Origin of the sequence: Kitasatospora sp. NPDC004669, from assembly GCF_040609455.1 — a bacterium.
GTDB lineage: Bacteria > Actinomycetota > Actinomycetes > Streptomycetales > Streptomycetaceae > Kitasatospora.
The window spans coordinates 15,810-39,491 of the sequence record NZ_JBEXKB010000054.1 but is presented as its reverse complement, the minus strand read 5'-3'; the positions used below and the strand labels follow the sequence as shown (position 1 = coordinate 39,491).

The window sequence follows — 23,682 nt, the reverse complement described above, 5'->3', positions numbered from 1 at the left end:
GGGCAGGACGAGGGAGACCGCGAGGGCCAGGGCGCCCTGACAGCGGGTCGGCCCCAGGCGGGAGCGGCGGCGCGGGACGGGCGGGTCGAGTGTGGCCGCAGGCGTTGTGGGCGGCCCGGCGGCGGCCGGTTCGGCGGCGGTGGACGGTGGTGTGGCGGTGGACGGTGGTGTGGCGGTGGGCTCGGCCAACCCGGCGGCCGGCGCGCGCAGTTCGCCGGGCGGCAAGGGCGTGTGGCCGGGAACCGCACGGTCTTCGACCCTCCAGCAGTCGATACCGTATAGTCGGTTCCTACTATTAGGGATCGGTGATATGGATGGCGAAGCGGAAGATCTCCAACACACTGGCACTGGCCGTGCTGGGCCTGCTGCAAGAACAGCCGATGCACCCGTATGAGATGGCGTCCACCCTGCGGGAGCGGCACAAGGACGGCAGCTTCAAGGTCAACTCCGGGTCGCTGTACGACACGGTCGAGGCGTTGGTTCGGCACGGCTGGATCGAGCCCGTGGAGACGGCGCGCGACGGCAGACGGCCGGAGCGAACCGTGTACGCGACAACCGAGCTGGGCCAGGGCGAATTCGTTCGCTGGATCGATGAACTCCTCCGCATGCCCGTCGCGGAATACCCGAAGTTCATGGCCGCGGTCTCCTACCTCGGCGCACTCGGCCCGGACAGGGCGGCGGAGGCACTGGTCGAACGGGCGGGGCATCTGGCCCAGCGGATCGAGGAGACGAACACGGTGCTGGCCGACACGGTCGGCTCCGGCAAGGTCCCCCGGCTGTTCATGATCGAAGTCGAGTGCGCGCTGCACGCCTGGGAGGCCGAGTTGGCCTGGACACGGCGGACCATCGCCGAGATCCGCGACGGCAGCCTGTTCTGGCCCGAGGTCGAGCAAACCGAACAGGGATGGACCTGGTCCGCCCCCACAGACCGGAAAGGAAGCACCCGATGACCGAGGTGTTAATCGTCGGAGCCGGCCCGGCCGGACTGTTACTCGCCGGCGAACTCCGGGTCGCCGGTGTCGACACGGTCGTCGTCGAACGCCACCCGCAGCGGCCGGGCTTCTGCCGGGGCTTCAACCTCAACGCACGCGCCCTGGACCTGCTGGCGCGGCGCGGCCTCGCCGAGAGGCTCATCGGCGAAGGCTGGCAAGTGCCCCACGCCGCGTTCTCCGGCCTGCCGGTGACGCTCACCCTCGCAGGCGCGCACACCGACCACCCGTACTCGCTGGGCATCCCGCAAACCCGGGTCGAGGAAATCCTCGAGGCGCACGCTCTCGACCTGGGAGCCGACATCCGGCGCGGACACGAACTGCGCGCCCTGGAACAGGATTCCGAGTCCGTCACCGCCACTGTCACCACCGACGACGGCGAATATCGCGTCCGGGCCGCGTACCTGGTCGGTTGCGACGGCGGCCGCAGCACCGTCCGCAAACAGGCCGGCATCGACTTCCCCGGTACCGAGGCGACCCGCTTCTCCCTGCTCGGCGACGTCGAGCTCGCCGACCCCGGGGCATTGCCGTTCGGCACGACCACCGGCCCCGGCGGAACCGTGTTCGTCATCCCCCGCCCCGGCTACGTCAGGGTCATCACCTCCGACCGGCGACCCCCCGCAGACAAGGACACCCCGGTCACCCTGGACCTGCTCCAAACCGCCGTGGACGACGCGCTCGGCCGCCACGTCGAGCTGCGCCCCGCGCGCTGGCTGACCCGGTACGGCAACGCCGCCCGGCAAGCGGCCGAGTACGTCCGAGGCAGGGTCATCCTGGCCGGGGACGCCGCGCACATCCACCCACCGGCCGGGGCGATCGGCGTCAACCTCGCCCTGGACGACGCGTTCAACCTCGGCTGGAAACTCGCCGCCACCGTGCACGGCACCGCCCCGGCACACCTGCTCGACACCTACCACGCCGAACGCCACACCGCCGGTGCGCATGTGCTGTCCAACACACGGGCCCAGGTACTGCTCGGCGACGCCGACGACCGGCTCGGGCCGATCACCGACCTGCTCACCCGCATCGCCAGCCACCCCGCAGGCAACCGAGCCCTCACCGAGACCATCACCGGACTGGACACCCGCTACGAGATGCGCCCCGACTCCGACCACCCCTGGTTGGGCCGTCTGGCACCCGACCTGGCCCTGACCACCGGCAGCGGCCCCACGCGCCTAGCCGCTCTGCTCGCCCCGGGACGCGGCCTACTGCTCGGCCTGACCGCAGGCTGCGCCATCCGCGAGTCGGCCGCAGGATGGGCGGACCGAGTGGACATCGTCACCGCGACATGCCCCGACCACCCCGAACTCCACGCCATCCTCCTACGGCCGGACGGGCACACCGCCTGGCTGCGCACCGCCGGTCACGACCACACCGACGGGCTCCACCAGGCGCTAGAACACTGGCACGGCCCGGCGACACCATCCGACACCGCGTCCGCGGAAACATCCCCCTATTGTCCTGAGTCCTTGATCCGTCGGCAGTAGCTGGCGAGGGATTCGAGGATCTGATCGGCGGTCTTGGTCCAGACGTATGGGCGGGGGTTGTCGTTCCAGCCGGCCACCCAGGCACGGATGTCGCGTTCGAGGGCCTGGACGGAGCGGTGGACCCCGCGGCGGAGCTTCTCGTCGGTCGGCTCTGCGAACCACCGCTCGACCAGGTTCGGCCAGGACGATCCGGTCGGTGTGAAGTGCAGCCGGAAGCGGGCACGGGCCAGCGGCCGCTTCTCGATCGTCTCGGTCTTGTGGGTGGCGTAGTCGTCCAGGACGAGGTGCACTTCCAGGCCGGCCGGGACCTCCCGCTCCAGCTCGGCCGGGAACTTCTCGCACTCGGCGGTGCGGTGGCGTCGATGCGGGGAGCCGATGACCGTGCGGATGCCCGGCCGGTAGGCGAGCTCGAACACGGCGCCGGTGTCGGCGAGCGCCCGGTAGGGCTGGGCGGACCACACCTTGCCCGCGTGGATGTCGCGGCGCACGACCGTGTCGCCGGGCGCGAACCGGGAGTCGGACCCGGCCGCACACTGGGCCAGGTACTGGTATGCCTGCGACGCTTCCGTCTTCACTGCGGCAGTCAACGGCGCGGGTACAGGAGATCTGACCGTCAGAGAACGCCACCGCCGTTGACGGTGGCGGCGTTCCTGACCACCGCCGCGATGCCTCGCCTGACCTGGTCCAGCTTGCCGAGGTTCGCCTCAATCGCCTGGTCCTCGTAGGCGGATTCCACGGTGAACCAGGTTCCGACGACGTTGGTCTGCTGCCGACAGGCGGCGTCCGCCGTGGCGGTCGCGATCTCCTCCGGCGACGGCGTGACCGTTCCCTTCCAGCGCTTGTCGCCCATCGCGTCGGTCGGAGCCGCGTAGGAGTAGCCCCTGGGCTTCATACATTCCGACCATCGGTGGAAGGCGGCCTGTAGCGTACCGTCCGTCATCGACCGCTGGTAGTTGTCGAAGTTGATGCCGACCGCGAGCTGGGCATCCGTCACCGACCCGCCCTGCGCGGTGAGCTTGCTGTCGGCCTCGCCGAGGCAGCCATCCTTGAGAACGGGTAAGCCGTGGTAGGTGGTGATTGGCTTGGAGTTGCCGGGGACGTTGCCCGCCAGCACGGTGATCTCCTCGGCCGCCATCGTCGGCGGGGTCGGGTTGGCCGGGGCCGGTCCTGGCAGCCGATAGCCTCTCGCCGGGTCGACCACGTCATACCGGTGCGTCGCCTGACCACCCTGCCGAGGCTGCGGCCGGGATGTCGGCGTGAACTGCAGGCCGTAGCGCTGCATGCATTGCGCGGTCAGCTTGTCCCGAGCGTCCGCCACCTGGTCGAGCTGGTCCGTCGAGTAGAGGTACTCCTCGATCGGCATGGACCTACCGACCGTACTGTCGATTGCGGGGATCACTCCGACGGCCGGGCGCGGTAGGGGCGACGGCGAGCCGACCCCTGAGGAAGGGATCAAGGCTTGCGTTTGCATGGGCTCGGCCGACGTCGCAGGGGACTGCGAGCAGCCCGCGATCACTGCACCTACTGCCGGGAGCAACGCCGCCATTCGCCAGCGTTCGGTGGGCCGGGCGTGAGCCATGCACAGGACATCCTTTGCGAGAACGGGCCTGACGTGGAAGAGGGTTTCGGGCGTCCGGCCGTGCGACCGAGGCGCGGCCGGACGCCTGAATCCGCTATCTGCACCGCCTCACGAGAAGCACTGCGACTGGTCACTGTTGTAGACCGCGGTGCCGTAGAGGCTCCGCTGCGTGTAGGGCGGGATGGACAGGTACGGCCCGTTTGACCAGCAGTTCCACCATTGGTAGATCGTGACGGTTCGCCCGGTCATGTTCCAGACCGCGCCAGTGTTGTTGCGGACCAACTGACCGTCACCGTCACAGTTGGCGGGACTGCCGGAGCAGCCCGCGAAGGTCCACTCGTTGAAGTAGTTGTCATTGCCGCCGTCACCGTTGTAGCCGCCGGAGAAGTTCGAGTGGTAGTAGAGGCAGGCATCGGTACCCCACACGCACCCGCCAGGGCTCGCCGAGGCCGGCGGCGCCCCCAGTCCGACCGCAGCGGCACCGAGCGCGGCGACACCGACGGTAACGGTGGCGATCTTCCTACGAATGGACAAGGGAATCCCCTCCCCCTTCTGGAGAATTTCTCTCGCTTTTAGGAGATTTGCTGCGACGCAGGCCGCAAAAAGGAGTCTGCGCCACGCGCCAGAGACCGTCAACACTGTCTGCATGGAGCGAGAGTGCGCCGTTTACGCCCGTTTGTTCGGCACATAAATTCGGCGAATATGGATATTTCAGACAGGGGGCGCAGCGCCTCTTGCCTTTTCTTTACCATGCTCAATTGGTGATCGTGTTGCGACTTCTATGGATACCGAGCTCCGACCAGGGATCGAGTGATCTCGGGTGGTGGAACGTCACGGTTGTGCCGGAGTAGAAACACGTAGCGGCGCACTCCCCCGTTCCGCGCGACGGCCCGGTCGCGCGGTTCGGGTCGCGGCACCGCGCCGGGGCGGCCGTCCCCGGCCCGGACGACGTCGATTCCCGTGGCCGCGAGGGCGGCAACGGTGGCATCCTGCGGCGACCGATAGCGCAGCGGACAACGCACCACGCCGTCGGCGCGCAGCATCAGGTGGGCGGGATCCCGTCTCCGCTCCCGCTCTGCGCGCCTGTTCTCCTTCTCCTGCACCAGGATCCGGTGCCCGGACTTCACCTCGCACCACTACGGGGCCCGGAAGGAGTGGTCGGCCTCCGCCCGCCCCATGGACACACGGGCGGGCGGGTTCTGGCTCTGTGCTGTCAGTTGGGCTTGGTGCCGGCGTCCTGGGGTGCGGCGGCGAGGGTGAAGGCGAGCAGGGCGGTGGCGGTGAAGTCGTCGGCGGATTCGACGGTCTGCCAGGCGCCGACATGGTCCATGAAGCCGGCGCCGCGGCCGTCGAAGGGGGCGAAGGGGTTGCCCTGGTTCGGGCACGTGCGCATGGTGGGGAAGGAGTTGAGGTCCTTGAGCTTCTCTGCCGCGTTGGGGCCGTTGACGACGCCGCCCAGGAGGATGTCGCCGTCCCCGTTGAGGTCGCCGGCGAGGTTGGCGGCCTGGTGTTCGGGGCAGTGCGGGAAGGTGGTTCCGGCGCCGATGACGAAGGAGGATCCCCACGCGTTGGCGCCCAGGGCCCAGTTGCGCTGCTGGGTGGCAAACGCGTCGTAGTGGGAGTCTCCGGTCACCCGGTGGTACAGCTGGGCGGTGGCGGCCAGGCCGAAGGTGTGGGGCACGGAGTCGAAGTCGGTGTAGACGGCGCCGGCCCTGAAGGGGTCGCCGGCCGCGCGAGCGCTGCCGTCGTCGAGCTGGCGCTTGAGGTCGGCGACAAGTTGCTCGCGTGTCACTTCGGTACGGGCGGCGCCGTCGTCGAGCAGGTGGGCGAGGTCGGCGTGGGCGAGGGCGCTGACGTCGCCGAGCCCGAGGGTGCCGAGGCTGTCCGAGGTGATGTACTGCTTGGCCCAGTGTCCGGCCTGCTTGGTCCAGTCGGCTGCGCGCTTGTCGTCCAGGGCCTTCGCGGCGAGGGCGAGCTCGGCGGCACCGAATTCCATGTCGTCCTGCCAGGACGCCTCGGGGTAGAAGCCGTGCGGGAAGGCGGTGACCAGCTGGTCGCCGGGTGCGGTGTCGGCGAGGGCGTAGATGTGCGCGGCCTTCTCGAGTTCCTCGTGTGCCCGTTCGGGGTTCTCGGCGGCGTCCAGCTGCGCGGCCAGGGCGAAGGTGGCGGCGACGCGTCCGGCGAGGTTCGGGCTGATCGGCTTGCCGGGGGGTGCCGCACGGAAGACCGGCCGGTGCTTGATCAGGTAGTCGGGGTCACCGGGTTTGACGTCGAGGGCGTCGTCGGACTCCGGCAGTCGCCACACATCGTGGTCGGACCTGATCTTGCCGCTGCCGTCGGCGGTGTCGCCCTTGCCGAGCCCGACCTGGACGTACAGGGTGCGCGACCTGTCGTCCCACATCTTGTCGAGCCAGTCCAGCCCGTGGCGTGCCTCGGCGGACAACTCCCTCCCGCCGACGGGTGTGGTGCGCTGCGCGAGCAGGAGACTCGCGGTGGAGTAGGAGGCGGTGTGGGTGAACTTGAGGAAGTCACCGGCGTCGTTCCAGCCGCCCGAGACGTCGATCGGGCCGGCGACGCGCTTGAGGGGCGCGGTCAGCACCGTCTCGTCGTCGGCGTAGGCGGGGGTGTCGTAGACCGTAGCCTGGCGGTCCGCCAGGTGTGAGGGCCGGCGGCGCAGTTCCGTGGGGACTACGTCGGCGCCGTCGCGCTGGGCCTGGAAGAACCGGACGTTGTCCTGGATGAGCTTGCCGAAGAGTTCGTCCGCCGCGGCGATGTGGAACGTCGGGGAGACGGCGGTGACGGGCCCGAACACCTCGACCCGGTAGTCGCCGGGCTCGGTCAGAGGGGACAGGTCCAGGGTGTGAACGGCCTTGTACGTGCTGTTCCAGCCTCCGGCGGAGGAACCGACCTTGCCCTTCAGGATCTCCTTCCCGGAGGCGTCGAGGACCCGGAAGGACGTCTTGGACGCGGGGACGGAGGTCATCAGATAGGCCTGCTTGGCCTCGCCTGGTGTGTAGCCGACCTGGTCGACGCGCACTACCGCACGCGGAGCGCCCGCCGCGAGGGAGTCCGCCCCCTGCGCGGACTGGACACAGTAGACGGCGAGAACGGTCGCGGCCATGCCGGCAGCGGTCATGCCGATGACGCGCTTACGGATACGAATCTTTGCCATGCCCGCAGACTGCCCGCCGGTCCATGAGGCGATCATGAGGTAGCTGCGGCACCTCCCGGCGCCGCGTTCAGAAGTTCCTTCGCCTCTGCCCCGCCACGGCGGCAGCGGGCGCGGCTCATCAGTGCCCGGCCCGGCTGTGAGCCGGGCGAGCGCGGGACTCCCACGGCCTCAGGGCTGCCCATGTCCCGGCATAACGCCCCAATCATGACTACCCCGGCGTTCGCGTTCTTTTCGATCCACTAGGCTCGCCCGCCATGCGTGTACTTGTCCTCGAGGACGACCCCGAACTCGGCCCCGTGATCACCCGCGGTCTGCGTGAGGCCGGCTTCGCCGTCGACTTCGCCACCGATCTCGCCGACGCCGACTTCAAGCTCGCAGTCAACACCTACGACTGCATGGTCGCCGACCGCACCCTGCCCGACGGGGACGCGCTCACGCTCCTGTCCGCCCAACGCAAGGCCGGCTCCACCCTGCCCGTGCTGCTGCTCACCGCCCTCGACGCGGTCAGCGACCGCGTGGCCGGGTTCGAGCACGGCGCCGACGACTACCTCGTCAAACCCTTCGCCTTCGCCGAGCTCAACGCCCGCGTCCGCACCCTGTGCCGTCGCGGTCAGCCCGCGCGACTGCCGGAACTGCGCGTCGGCGGCCTGGAGCTCGACCTGCCGCGCCGCAGAGTGCGGCGCGACGGTGTACTGCTCACCCTCACCGCCAAGGAGTTCGCGGTCCTGGAAGTCCTGATGCTGCGCGCCGGAGAGGTGGTCACCCGCACCGAACTCATCGAACGCTGCTGGGACGAGCAGACCGAACCGCTCTCCAACGTCGTCGACGTCCTCATAGGTCAGCTGCGCCGCAAACTGGGCCCGCCCGAGCTCATCCTGACCGTCCGCGGCGTCGGCTACCAGCTCGCCGACCCCGCCACGGACCTGTGATGCCGCCCAGTCCCGCAGTCGCACGCCTGCACCGCGTCCGGTGGGCAACGACCCTGCTCTTCGCCGCCACCACCGCCCTGTGTCTGCTGGTCCTCTCCGTCCTGGCTGTGCGCACCGACGCCCGGTCCCGGACGAGCGATCTCGACAACGACGTCAGCCGGCGGGCCGACGGCCTCGCCCGCACGCTCTACTACGACCAGGGTGTCCTGCACCTCGACGCCCTGGCGGAGGACGACCTGGCCCTGAGCGCGCAGCGGCTCGCCGTCATTCAGGCACCCGCGCCCGGCCGGCCCCAGATCCGTCACGCGCCCACCGCGCGCGCCGCTCTTCCCGACCAGGCCGGGCTGGACGACATCTGGAAACAGGTCGAGCACGACCAGGAGACCGTCTTCGTCGCCGCCGAGGCCGGCGGCCGGAAAATCCAATGGGCCGCCGCCCCCGTCTGGGACGGCGACAGGATCGGCGCCGCCGTGCTGGTCGGAGCCGACCCCGCACAGAGCCAGGCCGCCCACGACCGCCTCGTCCGCTGGCTCACCCTGGGCTGCGCGGCCCTGGTGCTGGCCGCCGCCGCCATCGGACACCTCCTGTCCGGACGGGCCATGCGACCCGCGCTGCGCGGACTCGACCAGCAGGAACAGTTCCTCGCCGAAGCCGCGCACGAGCTCCGCACCCCGCTGGCCACCCTGCGCCTGGTGGTCGAAAGCGGCAGCACCTCCCCCACCCGGGCACCCGCCGCCCTCGACGAAGCGGTCCGCCTCATCGACCGCCTGGGCCGACTGGTCACCGGCCTGCTGGCCCGGGCCCGCGTCGAGGCCGGCACCCAGGAGATCGAGCTCACCCTGCTGCGACTCGACCAGCTGGTCGAACAGACCATCGAGGAACTACCGGACAGCACCGGCGTCACCGTCACCACCGAAGCCACCATCGTCAACGGCGACCCAGAACTGCTCGCCCAAGCGGTCCGCAACCTCGTCGAGAACGCGCTGCGGCACGGCGGCGGTCCCCCGGTCGACGTGAGCGTCACCCCCGGCCGCGTCGCCGTACGAGACCACGGCCCCGGCGTACCGGCCGAGGACCGTACACGGGTCTTCGACCGCAGCGTCACCGGATCCGACAGCAAGGGAACCGGCACGGGCCTCGCCATCGTCCGCTGGGTCGCCGAACTCCACAACGGCACCGCCCGACTCTCCCCCGCCTCCGGCGGCGGCCTGCTCGCAGAACTCCTGCTACCCCCGCACACCAGCAGCTGACACAACCCGGCAAGGCTCGCCGCTGGGTCATCTCACGCCACGTAGGCAGGGGTGCCGAGACCCCCCGACGCAGGTCAGCGGCCTACGCCGGGATGAGGCGAGGTCAGCAGCGGCGTTACCGGGCGCCACGCCACTCCGCTCGGCGGCCGCGGCTTCGGCGGAACGAACAGCTCGTCCGCCGCACACGACGCTGACCAGGTCCCGGGACTCTCTCCCCTGCGGACCACGGCAGAGTCTCCCGCCCCGTCGAGGCAACACCACCCCGGACCAGGCACCACGTACGACTGAACACCACCCGGTTCGAAGCCTCGCGTACAGCCTGCCAACTACCCTGAAATCTTTGGCAACGTACTTCCCGCGGCCCGCAGAGCGCTAGCGTGGGGTCCCATGATCGTATGGCTCAACGGCACCCACGGCGCAGGCAAGACGACGACCAGTGCACTCGTGCAGCAACTGATCGCGAATTCACGGGTGTTCGACGCCGAGAAGGTCGGCGAGACGCTCATGGACATCACGCCGGGGCTACCCGAGACGGACAACTTCCAGCACTGGCCGCCGTGGCGGCCGCTCGTGGTCGAGACCGCCCGCCGCGTGCTCGACTACACCGGAGGGACTCTGGTGATGCCGATGACGGTCCTGGTCGAGCGGTACTGGCGCGAGATCAGCACGGGCCTCGCCCAACACGCCATTCCGGTACGGCACTTCGTCCTCCATGCCGACCAGGAGACCCTCCGCGGGCGCATCGCAGGGGACACCGTCGTCGGCCCCAACTCCTGGTTCCGCCTCAAGTACCTCGAACCCTACGCCGAGGCGGCCCGCACCTGGCTGCACGCCGAGGCCGAGGTCGTCGACACCACGCACCTCACGCCCGCCCAGGCCGCCCTGCAGATCGCAGAGGCCGTCAAGGGTTGAGGTCCGCGTCGCCCGAGCCGAATGTCTGCGGCATGTACGCCCGCTCTCCCCAACTCGCGAACAAGGCTGCAACGCCGTCAGCCAGAGCACACCCCCTGAACGTCACCCGATGCACCGTCGGCGTACAGCCTGGCCGGCCGGGAGCTGCCCGGCCGATCACGTGGAGGTGGAGGAAAATGGCAGGCGGGGGGTTGTTGGCCCCTGGTAGAACATGGGGCGATGGGTATCCGGGAACGTGATCGCAAGGTGTACCGGCCGCTACGGCGGGCCGGCCTTGAGGTCATACCGGACGCCGTACCAGAGGGCACGATGCCCTTCGTCCGCGGATACGGTGCCGAAGACGTGACCGACGGCTTCTCCCGCCGGTACGACACCCCGCAGCTGGTCGAGCGGCTCAATGCGGACTGGTACGACCTCGCGGTCTCCTCGGGCCTCTTCGACGATCGGCGCGAGTTCCTCGTGCAGCTTCCGCAGGGCACCCGTTCACACCTCGCCGTCCTGCAGCGCCGGCACGGCTATCGTGCACCGGTGTTCTGGACCCGGGTCCGGCTCCTGGACCACTGGGATGTCATGGGCCGAGGCGCGGCATCGGCGTTCCTCGGCGTGCACTCGGGCCACCCGGGCTTCGCCATGATGTCCCTGGACGGCAGCGTGTACGTCTGTGCCTCGACGGGCGAGACCGGCATTGACGTGCTCGTGGTGCGCCACCCGGACCGCTCGGAGAACATCCTGCGCCACCTGGAGTGGATCACGCGTCGTGACAGCCCCTATGCGAACCGCGAGGAAAAGCAGCGTGTCGCCGCCTGGCTCGCCGGCCGTGCACGGGGCCTTCCGGGTCGCTGACGACGAGGCCCCGGACGGTCCGACTGATCATGTGCGGAGCCAGATGACCAGGGCGGCCGAGGTCGACGCCTTTGGGCGAGCGCGGTCCGTCAGAACCGGTTGCGGCGCACCGCGGGCCAGGCGGCTGCCTGCCCGGGGCCGCGCAGCGCAAGGGCCGCGGTGCGGGTGCGCTCCGGGCCGTCTCTGCCCGCCCGCGTGTAGGTTCCAGCTCCGAAGCCCCAACCTGCGCTCGACGTCCTCAACCTGCGCCACGGTGACCGGAGCAAACAGCGGACCGCGTGGATCATCCGCGTCATAGGCGGCCACCGCTTGATCACGGCCAGATACGCGCCCTGGCCGCGGCCGCGCCCCTCAGTCGAGCGCGTCCAGGGCGGCCAGGATGTCAGCGGGCTCGGCGCGCAGGGTGTAGTCGGTCTGGACGAAGGCCCAGCGGATGGTGCCGGTGCGGTCGATGACGAAGGTCGCGGGCAGCGGCAGCGTGCGCGAGTGGCCGGCGTTGACGCGCTTCAGGTCGAAGCCCAACTGGTCGTAGAGGGTGCCCAGTTCGTCGGAGAGGTCGAAGGCGATGCCGAACCACGCCGCGACCTCGGAGCCGATGTCGCTGAGCACGTCGAAGGCCAGCTGCTCCTTCTCGGCCAGGGTCAGGGACTCGTCGGGGATCTGCGGCGAGACGGCCACCAGACGGGCGCCACGGGCGGTGATCGCGTCGTGCTGCTCCTGGAGGGCGCGCAGCGCGAGGTTGCAGAAGGGGCACCAGGCACCACGGTAGAAGGTCAGCACGACCGGCCCGTCGGCCAGCAGCCCGTCCAGCGCGACGCACTGCCCGGTGGCCGCGGGCAGCGTGAACCGCGGAGCCGGGGCGCCCACGCCGAGCGCGCGCTCCGCGAGGCCAGAGGCGGCGAGCTCGCGCCCGTTACGGTCCATGACCTCGATGGCCTCCGCCGGGATCGACTGACTCCGGTTCTCGTGCACGGCGCGCAGCTGGTCGTGAAGGCTCACAGGGGTCGCCCTTTCTCGGGGTGGGATCTGGGTCGCTGAACTTGAACCAGTCGTTCCAGGATGATGGATCGTCAGATTCACTGTCAAGGACTATCTTGGAACAACCATTTCAAGTACCCGGGAGCGGTCCGCCATGCCCGACATCAAGCACTTCGACCCGGAGCTGGCGCTGGAGCGCGCCGAGCGGCTGTTCTGGCAGCACGGCGCGGCCGAGGCGTCGATCCAGGACGTCGTCGCCGCGACCGGGCTGAACCGCTCCAGCCTCTACGCCACCTTCGGCGGCAAGCAGCAGCTCTACCGCGCCGCGTTGCGCCGCTACCTGCGACACCGCGCGCAGCCGGCCTTCCGTCAACTCGCCGACGACGGCCGGGGCCTGCCCGCCGTGCGGGACTTCTTCGGCGGGCTGATCGCGGTCCGATGCTCGGGCGAGCACGCGGGCTGGGGCTGCATGGTCGTCAACGCCCATCTGGGCACCGAACACCACGACCCGGACGTTCGGGCGCTGCTCGACGACCACCACCGCCAACTCCGCGACGCGCTGCACACCGCCCTCGACGTCGCCCGCCGCGACGGCCAGTTGTCCCCGCACCTGGCCACCGGCGCCGCCGCTGAAACCCTGGCCCTGCTCACCTACGGCGTCAACCTCCGCTCCCGTAACGGCGCCGACGCGGACAGCCTGCTGCGAACCGTCACCGACACCCTCGCCCTGTTCGGGGCCTGACGCGCGGCACCACCGCCGGATGACGCCTCATCCCGCTCCTCGGCATCGTGGAGCCGCTGCCGCCCGGTGCAGGCGCCCGCTGGTAGACCGGCGGCCGGTCCGACGCCAGCACCCGCAGCACCGTACTTCGGGAGATCCCCAGCCGCCGGACCACCGCCCGGGCCGACAGCCCCTCGCTCCGGTGCAGCCGACGGATCTCGGCCCGGTCCTCCACGTGGATCACCCTCGCTTCCTCCTGACTCCGGTCCAGTGAAGTCAGGAGGATCAAGAGATCCGCGAGCGGCCCGCTTTTGATCCGCCGTCCGTGGCCCGCACTTCAGGTTCTGGATCACTTTCCGTGCCGGACTGACGGAGCGCCACCGGAACCGCGATCACGAACGGTCGTGACTGATGTACCTGCCTCATGGACAGCCAGTGCAATCGGTCGTCCGTTGGACGCAGCCCCAAGGCAGAATGAGCGCATGGCAACTTGAAGAGCACCGGCTGGCCGGAAGTCCTGGCGCAAGAGGGGAAACGGCTGGTCCGTCCGCGACGGTGACCGCTGGATCTGCCTCGTGTGCCACGAGCCTGTCCGCTCCTACCAGTACCGTTTCCATCCGCCCGAGTCCTCCAGCTTCGAGCGTTGCATCGGGTTTGCCTGGTGCTCGGGGTGCCGGATCTACTCGGGCAACATGGTCTACATTCCTCGCAAGCGCGTCCTGGTCGACGTCCTTGCCTCGCTACCTGCCGACGACCGCGACCAGTTGCTCCGGAAGGAGGCCGCACTGGTCGACTATCTCGACAGTCGAGGCCTCGGCCGGCACTGATCCGAGCCCCCGTGCTCGGCCGTCGTGCTCGGCGCCATCACCGCCAGCCCCGATACGTGACCCTCCACACGCACCCTGTGGGCGGGCGACTTCCGCCCGGGACGCGTGCACGACGCCACCGCCATCCGCGGCGACGGCATCGGCAACCTGTTCCGCCGATTCCCCGACGTCCAGATCCTCTTCGGGCGAGCCGGCAGGTCCAGGCCCTCCGGTCAGAGGGTGTTGCCGTGGACGATCGTGCGACCGGGGTAGTGGGCGTCGAGGTAGGCGCGGGCTGCGGTGAGATCGCCGACGACGCCGACGGTGGTGCGGCCGTCCGGCGCGCTGCCGGTCTTGAAGACCTGGAAGTCGGGCTGGTTCAGGGCCTGGAGTTCGCCTTCGAGGGGGTAGTCGTGGCCGCGCCGCCGGACGAGGTCGGAGGTGACGTGCCCGCGGACGACCCGGGTCCGGCCGGGGAAGCGCTGGTCGAGGATGTGGCGGGCTTCGCTGAGGTCGCCGATCACCTCGACGGTCTGCACGGTGTCGCCCGGGTGGGCCGAGACGGTGTCCACGTGCCAGGTGGCCGGGCCGACGCCGGCCTGGTGGATGGCGTGCTGGAGGTCGGCCAGCGCCTGCCCTCGGGGCGGGGCGGCCTGATTGGCGGCGGCCGCGCCGCACGCGACGGCCAGGACCGAGAGGGTGGCCAGGAGCCGGCCGGTGAGTGCGACGTCCACGGGTGTGCCCTCCTTTCACGGTGTCAGGCGATCGAGAGGCCGAACTTGTCGATGACCGGCGCGATCGGGGTGAACAGGACGGTGTCGTAGCAGGTGGTCCTGTCCGCCACCGGGCCGCAGACGACCTTGTTGCCGCCGCCGGCGACCATGATGCCTCTGGCCTGCATGTCCTCACCGCCGTTGATGCTGGCGAAGACCGGCCCGCCGCTGTCTCCCTGAGCCACGCTGATGGTCTTGTCGTCGGTGCGCACGGCGCTGTCCATGTCGGTGTGCCAGACGTCGTCGACGTTGGCGGCGAAGTCCGTTTTGGTGATCTTCAACCCGCAGTGCACTCCGCTCATCGCGCCGCTGTCGCACACCAGGCCGCCGACGCTGTTGTGCCCGGCGCCGAAGACGCGCTTGGAGTAGCCGGACCCGTTGTCCCACGCTCCGTCGTAGAAGCGACCGCTTGGTGTGCCGTGGATGTCGATCACAGTGATGTCGAGCCCGGTGTCGGCGTCGGCGGCCCTGCCGATCTCGACGCCGCTGCCGGTCTTGTACGTGCCGGAGGTCCCGCAGTGGGCGGCGGTGAGCAGGACGGCGGTCTTACCGCGCCAGGCACCGAATCCCGAGGTGCAGAAGGCGTTGCCGGGTGCGATGAGTTCGGCGCCGGCGCTCCAGGGGCTGACGTCGCTGTGGCGGGTCGCGGTGGCCGCCGGGGCGGCCGCGGGTCCGGCGTTGACCGGGACACCGGCGAGCTCGGCGGCGTGCGCGGCGACCTGCTCTCCGGTGGGCACTCGGTGCCGGCGGGCGCTGTCGGGGGTGTAGTTGACGATCAGCCCGGTACCGTCCGCAGCGGGCCCGGCCGCGTTCCACACCGCGCCCGCGTCTCCGCGTACGGCGGCCTCGACGAGCCGGTCCCGCGCTTCGCGCAGCTGCAGCAGGGTGTAGGGCGCCTGCAGGACGGTCGCGGTGATCCCCGGCGGGGTGTGCTCCAGGAGGCCGGCGACGCGCTCGGGCACGTCGCCGTGCCAGTACAGCGTCAGGAGGCCCTGCTGCGGGTCGATGGTGTGCCCGGCGTAGCCGGGCACCGTCGCGCGGTGCTGCTCGGGCACCCCGGTGACGGCCTCGACGAGCCGGTCGAGCGTAGCCTGACGTCTGAGCACCTCGGGATCCATGACGCCGTCCGGGCCGTGGGCACCGCGCGCCGTCGGCGTCGAGGCCGCGTGGGCGGGCACCGCCGTGAGCAGGGCGAGCATGGCGGCCCCGACGAGAGCCGTCCTCCTGATACGCACCCGCCCAGTACCCCACGGCGCGGGCCGCCGCCGCCAGCACACGGCCACCCTGTCACCCGCACGGGCGACGACACGGGGGTGGCGCAGCGTCGGCCGGTTGCCGCCGCCGGCACCTGGCCGGGTTTCCCGCCTCGTGGACGGGATCGAAGTGGCCGCCGTGGTCCCAGGACGCCGTGCTCCGCACTACCGGGCCCCGTGGCCGAGGGCTGGGGTGCGCGGTCGTAGGCGTTCTCCCTGCGGTCCGAACATGATCAGGTATTCGACCGGTCCGCCGGGTCCGGCGTTCGCGACTCCGTGGGCGGTGCGGGTGCCGAACTCGGCGACGTCCCCGGCGCTCAGGACGAGGTCCTGCTCGCCGAGCGCCAGCCACAGCCGCCCGTACAGGACGCACAGCCATTCGTACCCGTCGTGGGAGACCTGCCGCGGCCGCGCCGGCGGCGCGTCGACGGCGGGCAGGACGTGCTTGTGGACGTGCAGGCCCCCCACGTACCGGGTCAGCGGCAGCACCGCCTTGTCGTCGCCGGGACGCTGCGGCATCGGGGTGCGTGGTCCGGCCGCGGCGACGGGTGCGGTGCCGGCCAGGTCGTCCAGGGAGGTGTCGTACGCCTTCGCGAGCCGCAGCAGCACCTCCAGGGTCGGCTTGCGCCGGCCGGTCTCGATCCGCGACAGCGTGCTCAGCGAGATGCCGGTCGCGCGGCTGACGCCGGTGAGTGTGGCGCCGCGCTGCTCGCGCGCGGTCCGCAGCCGGGGGCCCATGGCCGCCAGCGTGTCGGCTGTGCCGTCGTCCGTCACCGTCGCCCCGCTCCCTCCGGCCGTGCCGCGTCCACCGCCTTGTCCTGCCAGTTTGCCAGAATGGCAAGGATGTTCGCGTCGGGCGGCCGCCGCGCCGCATGATCGGTGGGTAACCGCAGCCGCCTGTGAACCGAGGAGAAGCGATGCACCAGCCCGCGCCGTCCGCCGACCTACGCCACCGCACCATCGAGGCACCCGCCGGGCGCCTGCACCTGGTCGAGCAGGGCACCGGACCGCTGGTCCTGCTCGTCCACGGCTTCCCCGAGTCCTGGTACTCCTGGCGCCGCCAGCTCCCGGCCCTCGCGGCTGCGGGGTACCGGGCCGTGGCGCTCGACGTGCGCGGCTACGGCCGCTCCTCCAAGCCGGCCGCGACGGACGCCTACCGGATGCTCGACCTGGTGGAGGACAACGTCGCCCTGGTGCGCGCCCTGGGCGAGGAGAGGGCGGTGGTCGTCGGGCACGACTGGGGCTCCAACATCGCGGCGGCCTCCGCCCTGCTCCACCCCGACGTCTTCCGCGCCGTCGGACTGCTGAGCGTCCCCTACGCACCGCCCGGCGGCCCCCGCCCCACCGACGTCTTCGCGCAGATGGGCGGCGACCAGGAGTTCTACGTCTCGTACTTCCAGGAGCCCGGCCGGGCCGAGGCGGAGATGGAGCCCGACCTCCGGGGCTGGCTCGCGGGCTTCTACGCGGCCCTGTCCGCCGACACCATGCCCGCCCACGGCGAGCCCGACCCGCACTTCGTGGCCCGCGCCGGCGGCCGGCTGCGCGACCGCTTCCCCGGCGGCAAGCTGCCCGCCTGGCTGACCGAGGACGATCTCGACGTGTACACCGGGGAGTTCGAGCGCACCGGCATGACCGGGGCCCTCAACCGCTACCGCAACATGGACCGCGACTGGGAGGACCTCGGCCAGTACGGCGGCGCCCCGATCAAGCAGCCGTCCCTGTTCATCGGCGGCGCCCTGGACGCCTCCACGACCTGGATGGCCGACGCGATCGACGCCTACCCGGCCACCCTCCCCGGCCTGACCTCCACCCACATCCTGGACGGCTGCGGGCACTGGATCCAGCAGGAGCGTCCCGAGGAGGTCAACCGCCTGCTGACAGCCTGGCTCGCCTCCCTCCCGGACTGAATCGTCGGGCGTGCCGCGGCCGGGCCCCGTCGCAGGACAACCCCGGTCGGCACACCCGAGGACAGCGCCCGAAGCTCGACCTCGTCATGCAACCGCTGCCCGAAGCTCGACCTCATCATGCAACCGCTGCGCGAGGGCGACACCGTGAAGGTAACCGGGCTCGTCCAGCTCTCCCTCTCCGTACTGCGCCTGGTGACCTCGGCGCCGAACTACGCGAGCGCGGCGTCGGCCCGCACGTCATCGAGCAGGGCATCGACACCGCCACCACGGAGGGCCGGGCGATGTCCGGGATGCCGTCAGTGCTCGCCGAGCTTCAGCGAGGACTGATCGTGGCGGATACGAACGACGGGCTCGCCTCCGCCCGGGCCCGCGGACCGGTCGACGGGCGCCGGCCCGGGCTCACCGACGACCAGGCCGCGCTCGCCCAAGGGTCGACACCCTGGCCGAGGCCCCGGCGGCCGTACCGCCCGAGGCAGTGCGGTTCGTCACGTCGCTGCAGGAGGCGCGAACCGGCCGGCCATCCGCACCATCAGGCGCTCGAATACCGACTGCCACCGGGCAGGGGCTGCACTCCGGCTCGCGGCCGCCGGCTGATCTTCGTTTGTCGACACGACTCACGATGATCAACGGTGGCCGCCTCGGTCGACGGGTCGGCCTCAATCGGGGGATGACATCACCCAGCCCGAGCCCGACGCACCGGCACACCGGCACCGCAGGAAGAACGCGTCCGGAAGGCGGGGATCACGGCCGGGAGCCGGGCTCCTCGAGGTCGACCGACTCGCCCAGCGGGATGCGGGCGTAGTCGGTCCCGTGTTCCCCCGTCAGCCATCCGTCGAAGTTCTCCATCCCGATGTCACTGAGGTTCGCGTCGTGGATGGGAAACGCCCGAGCCGGTCGTACGGCGCGGACGAATTCGATGGCTTCACGGAGCTTCAGCCATGGACCGGACGCCGGCACGAGCAGTGTGTCAACCGGTTCGGCGGGGACGAACAGGGAGTCCCCGGGGTGGTAGACGCCGTCGACGATGAAGCCGATGTTGGGGCAGCCGGGCAGGCCGTCGATGATCTCGGCGTGCAAACCGCCGACGGCGCGCACGGTGAACCCGGCCGCGGTGAAGGTGTCTCCCGCTGCGACGGCGGTCGCGCCGTTGCCGAGGGCCGCGGCGAGGGCGGCATGGGTGTGAACGGTCAGCGCGGGATTGCTCTCCCGGGCTGCGGCGAGCTTGCCGACGTCGATGTGGTCCTCGTGCTCGTGGGTGATGAGCACGGCGGTGGCGCCGGACAGGGCTTCCGTTTCAGAAAATGTGCCCGGGTCGATCACGAGCACCCGATCGTCGTCCTCGAGGCGTACACAGGCATGGCCGTACTTCGTCAGACGCATCCGATCAATCTACCGTCAGGAGCCTACCGGCATCGCGGATATGCGCTGGGCCACCGTCTCATGGCCAGTCCGCGACACTCACGAGATCGACGGCGGCCTCACCTGTCCCCATGCCGGCTTTCGCCAACGAGATCGAGATCTACAGCTGGAGTACTCACAGGAGGAACGGAGTCATGGACGGTCAACTGGCCGTCGTGCCACTCGGCGACGATTGCGCTCGGTTCCGGCGTCGCCCTCGCCCGTGCGGTCAGCGTCCTCCTCTTCGGCGCCGGGCTGAGTCCGGAGCCGAAGAGGACAAAGGTAGGATGACCTAACTCCCGCGCTACGCGCGAAGAGTTCCATAGATATTCCATTTGACCGATTTATCTCCCGCTTCACACGCACGGAGCCACCTTCATGGACAACCCGTCCGCCGCCGACACCGACGGCGCGATAGAGACACGCGGTATCGAACCCGTCCCCGACCACGAGCGCGGGGGCAGAGTCCGCGAGCTCTTCCCGACCTGGGTCGCGGCGAACATCAGCGTCCTGCTCCTCACCATGGGTGCCGCCCTGGTGGTGTTCAACCAGTTGAACTTCTGGCAGGTCCTGATCGTCGCCGCGTGCGCCGCGCTCGTCTCGTTCGGCATGGTCGGCGTGCTGTCGGTCTCCGGGAAGTGGGGCGGGGCGCCGGGCGCGACCCTCTCACGGGCCACCTTCGGGGTGCGCGGGAACCTCTTCCCCGGCGCGATCCTCTGGATCGCCCGGTTCGGCTGGGAGACGATCAACGCCGTCACCGGTGCCTACGCCGTGCTGACCGTCCTTGACCTTCTCCTCGGCGTCAAGAGCAACACCGCGCTGATCGTGATCACGCTCTTCGCCTTCGTCGCCTGCACCTTCCTGGTCTCCGGCATGGGCCGGAAGGCGCTGAACGTCTGCAACACCTGGTCGACGTACCTCTTCGGCGTCTTCAGCGTGCTGGTGCTGGGCTACCTGGTCGCCACCATGCACTGGAGCGAGGTCTTCTCCAAGCCCGCGGGGACCACCGCGATGATGATCGCCGGCATCGGGACCATCGCCGCCGGTGGCATCAGCTGGGTCCCCACCGGCCCGGACTTCGCCCGCTACCTGCCGCACGCCGCCTCCGGCAGGAAGATCGTCGGTGTGACGGTCTCCGGTGCCGGCCTGGTGATGGTGCCGATGGTGCTGATGGGTGCCGTGATGGCGGTGGCGTCGCCCGGCCTGGCACAGGCCGCGGACCCGGTCTCCTTCCTCGGTGACCTGCTGCCGACCTGGCTGGCCGTGCCCTACCTGCTGACCGCGATCGTGGGCATGCTGCTGATCAACAGCCTCTCCATGTACTCGGCCGGCTTCACCGCGCAGACCATGGGCGTCAGGCTGCCGCGCGCCCTGGCCGTCAGCATCAACGCCGTGATCTCGCTGGTCGGCGGCCTGCTGCTGATGCTGGTCGCCAAGAGCTTCCTGGGCTCCTTCATCACCTTCCTGATCCTGCTCGCCGTCTCCTTCTCTGCCTGGATCGGCGTCTACGCGGTGGACATGTTCCGGCGCCGGTCGCGTGCGGTGCGCTACGACGCCGCCGCGCTGATGGACACCACCCCGAGCAGCCGGTACTGGTACACGGGCGGCTTCTGCTGGCAGGCGATGGTGTCCTGGGTGCTCGCGCTGCTGATCGGGCTCGCCTTCACCAAGTGCGACTGGTTCGCCGGCCCGCTCTCCGGCACTCCCGTCGGCAGGTACGGGCTCGCCTGGGCGGCGACCATCGTGATCTCCGGCGTGATCACGGCCGTGCTCCCCGCGCCCCGGGAGAACACCTCCGCCGCCGCCGAGCAGCCCGCCGACCTCCAGGCGGAGCGGACCGAACGGATCACCGTCTGACCGCACGACGCGAACCTCCGCGCGCCCGAACACCCCCGGACCGTCCTGGCGCCGGCTCAGCTGAGCCGGCGTCCGGGCGGTCCGGTTTCGATGTCGCGGTCAGGCACCGGGCGTGCCGCACCGAGCGCAGGTGACGGTCGGCTGGACGGACGCGCCGATCACGTCAGTGTGAGTGGGGATGGTCGTGGTCGTGACGGTGGTCGTGGCCCGCGGGGCGTTGTGCCAGGGCCTCGGTGCGTGCGGTGACCTCGTCCGTGGACACGACGCGCAGGTCGATGAGCACGTCCTCCAGGGCACCCAGCCAGAGCAGGTAGTAGTGGTAGGGCTCCTCCCGTGCCGACGCGCTCTCCCAGGCGGCGATCCGGGCGATCAGCGCGGCCTGGAATCGCGGCCAGGTGAACGCACCCGCCTCATGCAGACCGACGGCCATGCCGAAGGCACGGCTCTGCCACGGCTCGGCGAACACCAGCTCGCCGTTGGAGCGGGGCGGTGCGGTCGGGCCCTCGATGTCCAGCGGCGCGCTCATGGGGCCTTGACCTTCGCCACGCCCACCATCGCGTCCCTCGTCACCAGCGGCACGAGCTCCTCCTCGGACAGGCGCCCGGTGCCGGCCGGACGTTCGGGCAGCACCAGCCAGCGCACCTCGCTGGTGGAGTCCCGGACGGTGATCCGCACGTCGTCGGAGAGTTCGAGTCCCATCTCGGACAGCACCGCGCGCGGCTCTCTGACGATCCGCGCACGGTAGGCGGGGTCCTTGTACCAGCTCGGCGGCAGGCCGAGCACCGGCCACGGGTAGCACGAGCACAGCGTGCAGACCACCACGTTGTGGGTGGTCGCGGTGTTCTCCACGACGACGATGTGCTCGCCCTGCGGCCCCGAGAAGCCCAGCTCCTTGACGGCGGCGGTGCCGTCCTCGAGCAGCCGCCGCCGGTACTGCGGGTCGGTCCACGCCCTGGCGACGACCCTGGCCCCGTTGAGCGGGCCCACGTTGGTCTCGTAGGTGGTGATGATCTCGTCCATCGCCTTCGGGTCGATCAGGCCCCGCTCGGTGAGCAGTTGCTCGAGCGCCTCGGTCCGCAGCGCCGCGGGAAGCCTCTCGCCCGGTCCGCTGGTGGTGGTCACGAGGTTGTCTCCAGATAGCTCTCGTACAGCTCTGCGGTGAGCGCGAAGGGTTCGGCGTCGGCGCCCCACAGCTCGTGCGAGTCGAACCGCACCGAGTAGACGTGCTGCGGGTTCTCGCCCAGGAAGTGCGCGTTGGTGTCCGGCAGCACCGCGGCGGGCTGGATGAGCTCGACGGTGCCGGTACGGTCCCGCAGGTAGCCCGGCAGCCGGGTGTGCCCGGGCGGCGAGACGTCCTTGGCGCGCACGCGCTCGCCGACGGCGAAGGCCGGGGCGGCACCCACGGTGCGCAGCGAGCCCTCGGCGGTCGGCCGGTAGTCGGGCCGGGCGGACTTCGGGATCGGCGGTTCCTCCGCGTGTTCGCCGCGCAGGTTGCGGGCGCGGGCGTCGACCGCGCCCGGCGCCAGGATGGCGCTGTCGGTGAGCAGCAGCTCCCCGGCGTTGAGCCAGCGCCCGTAGTAGCCGTCGTCCAGGTAGGCGGCGCGGTCCAGGCGCTCAAGCGCGTGCCGGAAGGCGTCCGTGTTGATGCCGCCGCACGCGACGCGGCCGGAGAGGAGCGCAAGCGCGAATGCCTTGCCCTGCCAGGGCTCCTCGAAGACGGGTTCATCGCGTCTCGGCGGATGAACGGAACCCCGTCCCCGGGTCCCTCCCATATCTGCAATGCCATTCATCACATAATCTCTCACATATCTGCAATGGTCGACATATTCACCGGAATTGTAAGCGGGGCGTTCTCGGTGTCGCGGCATCGGCCACGCAGGAACCCGACCGGCGGCAGGTACCGGCCCGCGGCCCGCGCGAGAAGAGTGGCCCCCGCTGACCCGCCGACCATCCGTCACCGACCCGGCGAACCCGCTCCCCCGTCGGACGACACCGCGCAGCCGGTTCCGCCGCGGAACAAACCTCGGCGAGGAGATCCGCCGAATTCGACGCCTCGTCACCTACACTGCTGCCGTCGCACAACGTGAGGGATCATGTGAGCATCGTAAAGGAAATTCCACGAAGGCCGTGGCGTCATTTCTTGCTCCGCGGATCACTGATCGCCGCGCTCGTCGTGCAGTCGGCTGCGCTCATCTCCCAGCAAATGCAGATCGACGATCTGCAGGTGCAGCACATCGGATATCCGCAGCCAGAGCACGTCGTGCCCGGCCCCTCCGGTCCGCCCGGCCCCCCTGGCCCGCCCGGCCCCGCTGGCCTACAAGGCAGGGAGGGGAAGGACGGCAAGGACGGGAAGGACGGAAGGGAAGGCAGGGAAGGCAGGGAAGGCAGGGAAGGCAGGGAGGGGCAGAACGGCAAGGACGGCAAGGACGGACAGAACGGGCAGAACGCCGCCCCCAAGCCATCGCCGACCGTGTCTCCCGGCCACCATAAGGACCCCAGGGACAAGGCCCTCCCCGACGGCTCCTCCGGCACCCCCAGTCCACGATGACCACGGGTTCCGCAGTCAATGCGGCGCGTGCCTCACCGACTGCGGAACTCGGGCGGCGCCGTGGCCCGTCAGGTGTCGCTCGGGCTGACCAGCCGGTAGCGCGACACGCGCCGGGGTGCGCCGTCGTCGAGCGCGTCCATGGCTTGTCGGCGGGCGAGCCGTCGGTGACGGTGTCCTGGATGTGCCCGGCCTGGGCCGGGTCGGTGAGCAGGCGCTCACCCTTGGCGGCCGGGACGTCCGGGTGCTCGGCTTCCGTGATCCGGATGACCTGGTCCGTCGT

At 70.4% G+C, this 23,682-nt stretch carries 22 protein-coding genes and 2 pseudogenes; 11 read left to right on the top strand and 13 right to left on the bottom strand.

The window, feature by feature from the left end:
- Positions 1-314 precede the first annotated feature (314 nt).
- On the top strand, positions 315-950 hold the full coding sequence (locus ABZW30_RS33940) for a PadR family transcriptional regulator (RefSeq protein ID WP_355675078.1): 636 nt from the start codon (positions 315-317) through the stop codon (positions 948-950).
- The gene (locus ABZW30_RS33935) at positions 947-2,476 is read left to right on the top strand and encodes an FAD-dependent monooxygenase (protein ID WP_355675077.1); all 1,530 of its coding nucleotides are present in this window, start codon (positions 947-949) and stop codon (positions 2,474-2,476) included. Before ABZW30_RS33940 ends, ABZW30_RS33935 begins: the two co-directional genes overlap by 4 nt.
- Here ABZW30_RS33935 and ABZW30_RS33930 read toward each other — a convergent pair.
- The 4 genes and pseudogenes from ABZW30_RS33930 to ABZW30_RS33915 all read right to left on the bottom strand — a co-directional run.
- Positions 2,443-2,856: pseudogene (locus ABZW30_RS33930) on the bottom strand (transposase); the annotation flags it as partial. The gene ABZW30_RS33935 and the pseudogene ABZW30_RS33930 sit on opposite strands and share 34 nt — an antisense overlap.
- Before the next feature lie 233 nt (positions 2,857-3,089).
- Positions 3,090-3,839 carry a hypothetical protein gene (locus ABZW30_RS33925; RefSeq protein WP_355675076.1) on the bottom strand — a complete coding sequence of 250 codons (750 nt, stop codon included), beginning with the start codon at positions 3,837-3,839 and terminating at the stop codon, positions 3,090-3,092.
- A 324-nt stretch (positions 3,840-4,163) separates the two neighbouring features.
- Complete coding sequence (locus tag ABZW30_RS33920; protein ID WP_355675075.1) at positions 4,164-4,589, bottom strand: hypothetical protein; 426 nt, start codon at positions 4,587-4,589, stop codon at positions 4,164-4,166.
- 679 nt (positions 4,590-5,268) lie between these two features.
- On the bottom strand, positions 5,269-7,227 hold the full coding sequence (locus tag ABZW30_RS33915) for a glycoside hydrolase family 9 protein (RefSeq protein WP_355675074.1): 1,959 nt from the start codon (positions 7,225-7,227) through the stop codon (positions 5,269-5,271).
- 254 nt (positions 7,228-7,481) lie between these two features.
- Here ABZW30_RS33915 and ABZW30_RS33910 point away from each other — a divergent pair, with 254 nt between their 5' ends.
- The 4 genes from ABZW30_RS33910 to ABZW30_RS33895 all read left to right on the top strand — a co-directional run bounded on the left by ABZW30_RS33910 (position 7,482) and on the right by ABZW30_RS33895 (position 11,161).
- The gene (locus tag ABZW30_RS33910) at positions 7,482-8,156 is read left to right on the top strand and encodes a response regulator transcription factor (RefSeq protein WP_355675073.1); all 675 of its coding nucleotides are present in this window, start codon (positions 7,482-7,484) and stop codon (positions 8,154-8,156) included.
- Positions 8,156-9,406 (top strand): HAMP domain-containing sensor histidine kinase, encoded by a 1,251-nt coding sequence (locus tag ABZW30_RS33905; RefSeq protein WP_355675072.1) that lies wholly within the window; start codon positions 8,156-8,158, stop codon positions 9,404-9,406. The genes ABZW30_RS33910 and ABZW30_RS33905 overlap by 1 nt, the downstream gene beginning before the upstream one ends.
- Positions 9,407-9,793: 387 nt before the next feature.
- A complete protein-coding gene (locus tag ABZW30_RS33900; RefSeq protein WP_355675071.1) occupies positions 9,794-10,318 on the top strand; it encodes an ATP-binding protein in 525 nt (174 codons plus the stop codon).
- 342 nt (positions 10,319-10,660) lie between these two features.
- Complete coding sequence (locus ABZW30_RS33895) at positions 10,661-11,161, top strand: hypothetical protein (protein WP_355675070.1); 501 nt, start codon at positions 10,661-10,663, stop codon at positions 11,159-11,161.
- Between the two features lie 351 nt (positions 11,162-11,512).
- Here the strand turns inward: ABZW30_RS33895 and ABZW30_RS33890 are convergent, their stop codons facing one another.
- Positions 11,513-12,160 carry a peroxiredoxin-like family protein gene (locus tag ABZW30_RS33890; protein WP_355675069.1) on the bottom strand — a complete coding sequence of 216 codons (648 nt, stop codon included), beginning with the start codon at positions 12,158-12,160 and terminating at the stop codon, positions 11,513-11,515.
- A gap of 133 nt (positions 12,161-12,293) precedes the next feature.
- Between ABZW30_RS33890 and ABZW30_RS33885 the strand changes: the two genes are divergently transcribed.
- Positions 12,294-12,881, top strand: a complete 588-nt coding sequence (locus tag ABZW30_RS33885; RefSeq protein ID WP_355675068.1) for a TetR/AcrR family transcriptional regulator — start codon at positions 12,294-12,296, stop codon at positions 12,879-12,881.
- 70 nt (positions 12,882-12,951) lie between these two features.
- Here ABZW30_RS33885 and ABZW30_RS33880 read toward each other — a convergent pair.
- Positions 12,952-13,095 (bottom strand): annotated as a pseudogene (locus tag ABZW30_RS33880) (helix-turn-helix domain-containing protein); the annotation flags it as partial.
- 457 nt (positions 13,096-13,552) lie between these two features.
- On the opposite strand from ABZW30_RS33880, the gene ABZW30_RS33875 reads away from it, so the two are divergent.
- Positions 13,553-13,687, top strand: coding sequence for a hypothetical protein (locus ABZW30_RS33875; RefSeq protein ID WP_355675067.1), 135 nt, complete (start codon positions 13,553-13,555; stop codon positions 13,685-13,687).
- Positions 13,688-13,899: 212 nt separating this feature from the next.
- Here the strand turns inward: ABZW30_RS33875 and ABZW30_RS33870 are convergent, their stop codons facing one another.
- From ABZW30_RS33870 to ABZW30_RS33860, 3 genes are all read right to left on the bottom strand, one after another.
- Complete coding sequence (locus tag ABZW30_RS33870; protein ID WP_355675066.1) at positions 13,900-14,400, bottom strand: hypothetical protein; 501 nt, start codon at positions 14,398-14,400, stop codon at positions 13,900-13,902.
- Between the two features lie 23 nt (positions 14,401-14,423).
- Positions 14,424-15,674, bottom strand: a complete 1,251-nt coding sequence (locus ABZW30_RS33865; protein ID WP_355675065.1) for a S1 family peptidase — start codon at positions 15,672-15,674, stop codon at positions 14,424-14,426.
- A gap of 183 nt (positions 15,675-15,857) precedes the next feature.
- Positions 15,858-16,430, bottom strand: coding sequence for a helix-turn-helix transcriptional regulator (locus ABZW30_RS33860; RefSeq protein ID WP_355675104.1), 573 nt, complete (start codon positions 16,428-16,430; stop codon positions 15,858-15,860).
- 179 nt (positions 16,431-16,609) lie between these two features.
- Between ABZW30_RS33860 and ABZW30_RS33855 the strand changes: the two genes are divergently transcribed.
- Together ABZW30_RS33855 and ABZW30_RS33850 are read left to right on the top strand one after the other, a co-directional pair.
- Positions 16,610-17,599 carry an alpha/beta hydrolase gene (locus ABZW30_RS33855; protein WP_355675064.1) on the top strand — a complete coding sequence of 330 codons (990 nt, stop codon included), beginning with the start codon at positions 16,610-16,612 and terminating at the stop codon, positions 17,597-17,599.
- Between the two features lie 86 nt (positions 17,600-17,685).
- The gene (locus tag ABZW30_RS33850) at positions 17,686-18,222 is read left to right on the top strand and encodes a recombinase family protein (protein ID WP_355675063.1); all 537 of its coding nucleotides are present in this window, start codon (positions 17,686-17,688) and stop codon (positions 18,220-18,222) included.
- A gap of 118 nt (positions 18,223-18,340) precedes the next feature.
- Here the strand turns inward: ABZW30_RS33850 and ABZW30_RS33845 are convergent, their stop codons facing one another.
- Positions 18,341-18,979, bottom strand: coding sequence for an MBL fold metallo-hydrolase (locus ABZW30_RS33845; protein WP_355675062.1), 639 nt, complete (start codon positions 18,977-18,979; stop codon positions 18,341-18,343).
- A gap of 396 nt (positions 18,980-19,375) precedes the next feature.
- Here ABZW30_RS33845 and ABZW30_RS33840 point away from each other — a divergent pair, with 396 nt between their 5' ends.
- On the top strand, positions 19,376-20,854 hold the full coding sequence (locus ABZW30_RS33840; RefSeq protein ID WP_355675061.1) for a cytosine permease: 1,479 nt from the start codon (positions 19,376-19,378) through the stop codon (positions 20,852-20,854).
- Between the two features lie 163 nt (positions 20,855-21,017).
- On the opposite strand, the gene ABZW30_RS33835 is transcribed toward ABZW30_RS33840, so the two are convergent.
- The 3 genes from ABZW30_RS33835 to nthB are packed head-to-tail and all read right to left on the bottom strand — an operon-like array spanning position 21,018 to position 22,644.
- Positions 21,018-21,380 (bottom strand): nitrile hydratase accessory protein, encoded by a 363-nt coding sequence (locus ABZW30_RS33835; RefSeq protein WP_355675060.1) that lies wholly within the window; start codon positions 21,378-21,380, stop codon positions 21,018-21,020.
- Positions 21,377-21,976 (bottom strand): nitrile hydratase subunit alpha, encoded by a 600-nt coding sequence (gene nthA, locus ABZW30_RS33830; RefSeq protein WP_355675059.1) that lies wholly within the window; start codon positions 21,974-21,976, stop codon positions 21,377-21,379. Before nthA ends, ABZW30_RS33835 begins: the two co-directional genes overlap by 4 nt.
- Positions 21,973-22,644: a nitrile hydratase subunit beta gene (gene nthB, locus ABZW30_RS33825; protein ID WP_355675058.1), complete on the bottom strand. Its 672-nt coding sequence runs from the start codon at positions 22,642-22,644 to the stop codon at positions 21,973-21,975. Before nthB ends, nthA begins: the two co-directional genes overlap by 4 nt.
- Positions 22,645-23,682: the final 1,038 nt, after the last annotated feature.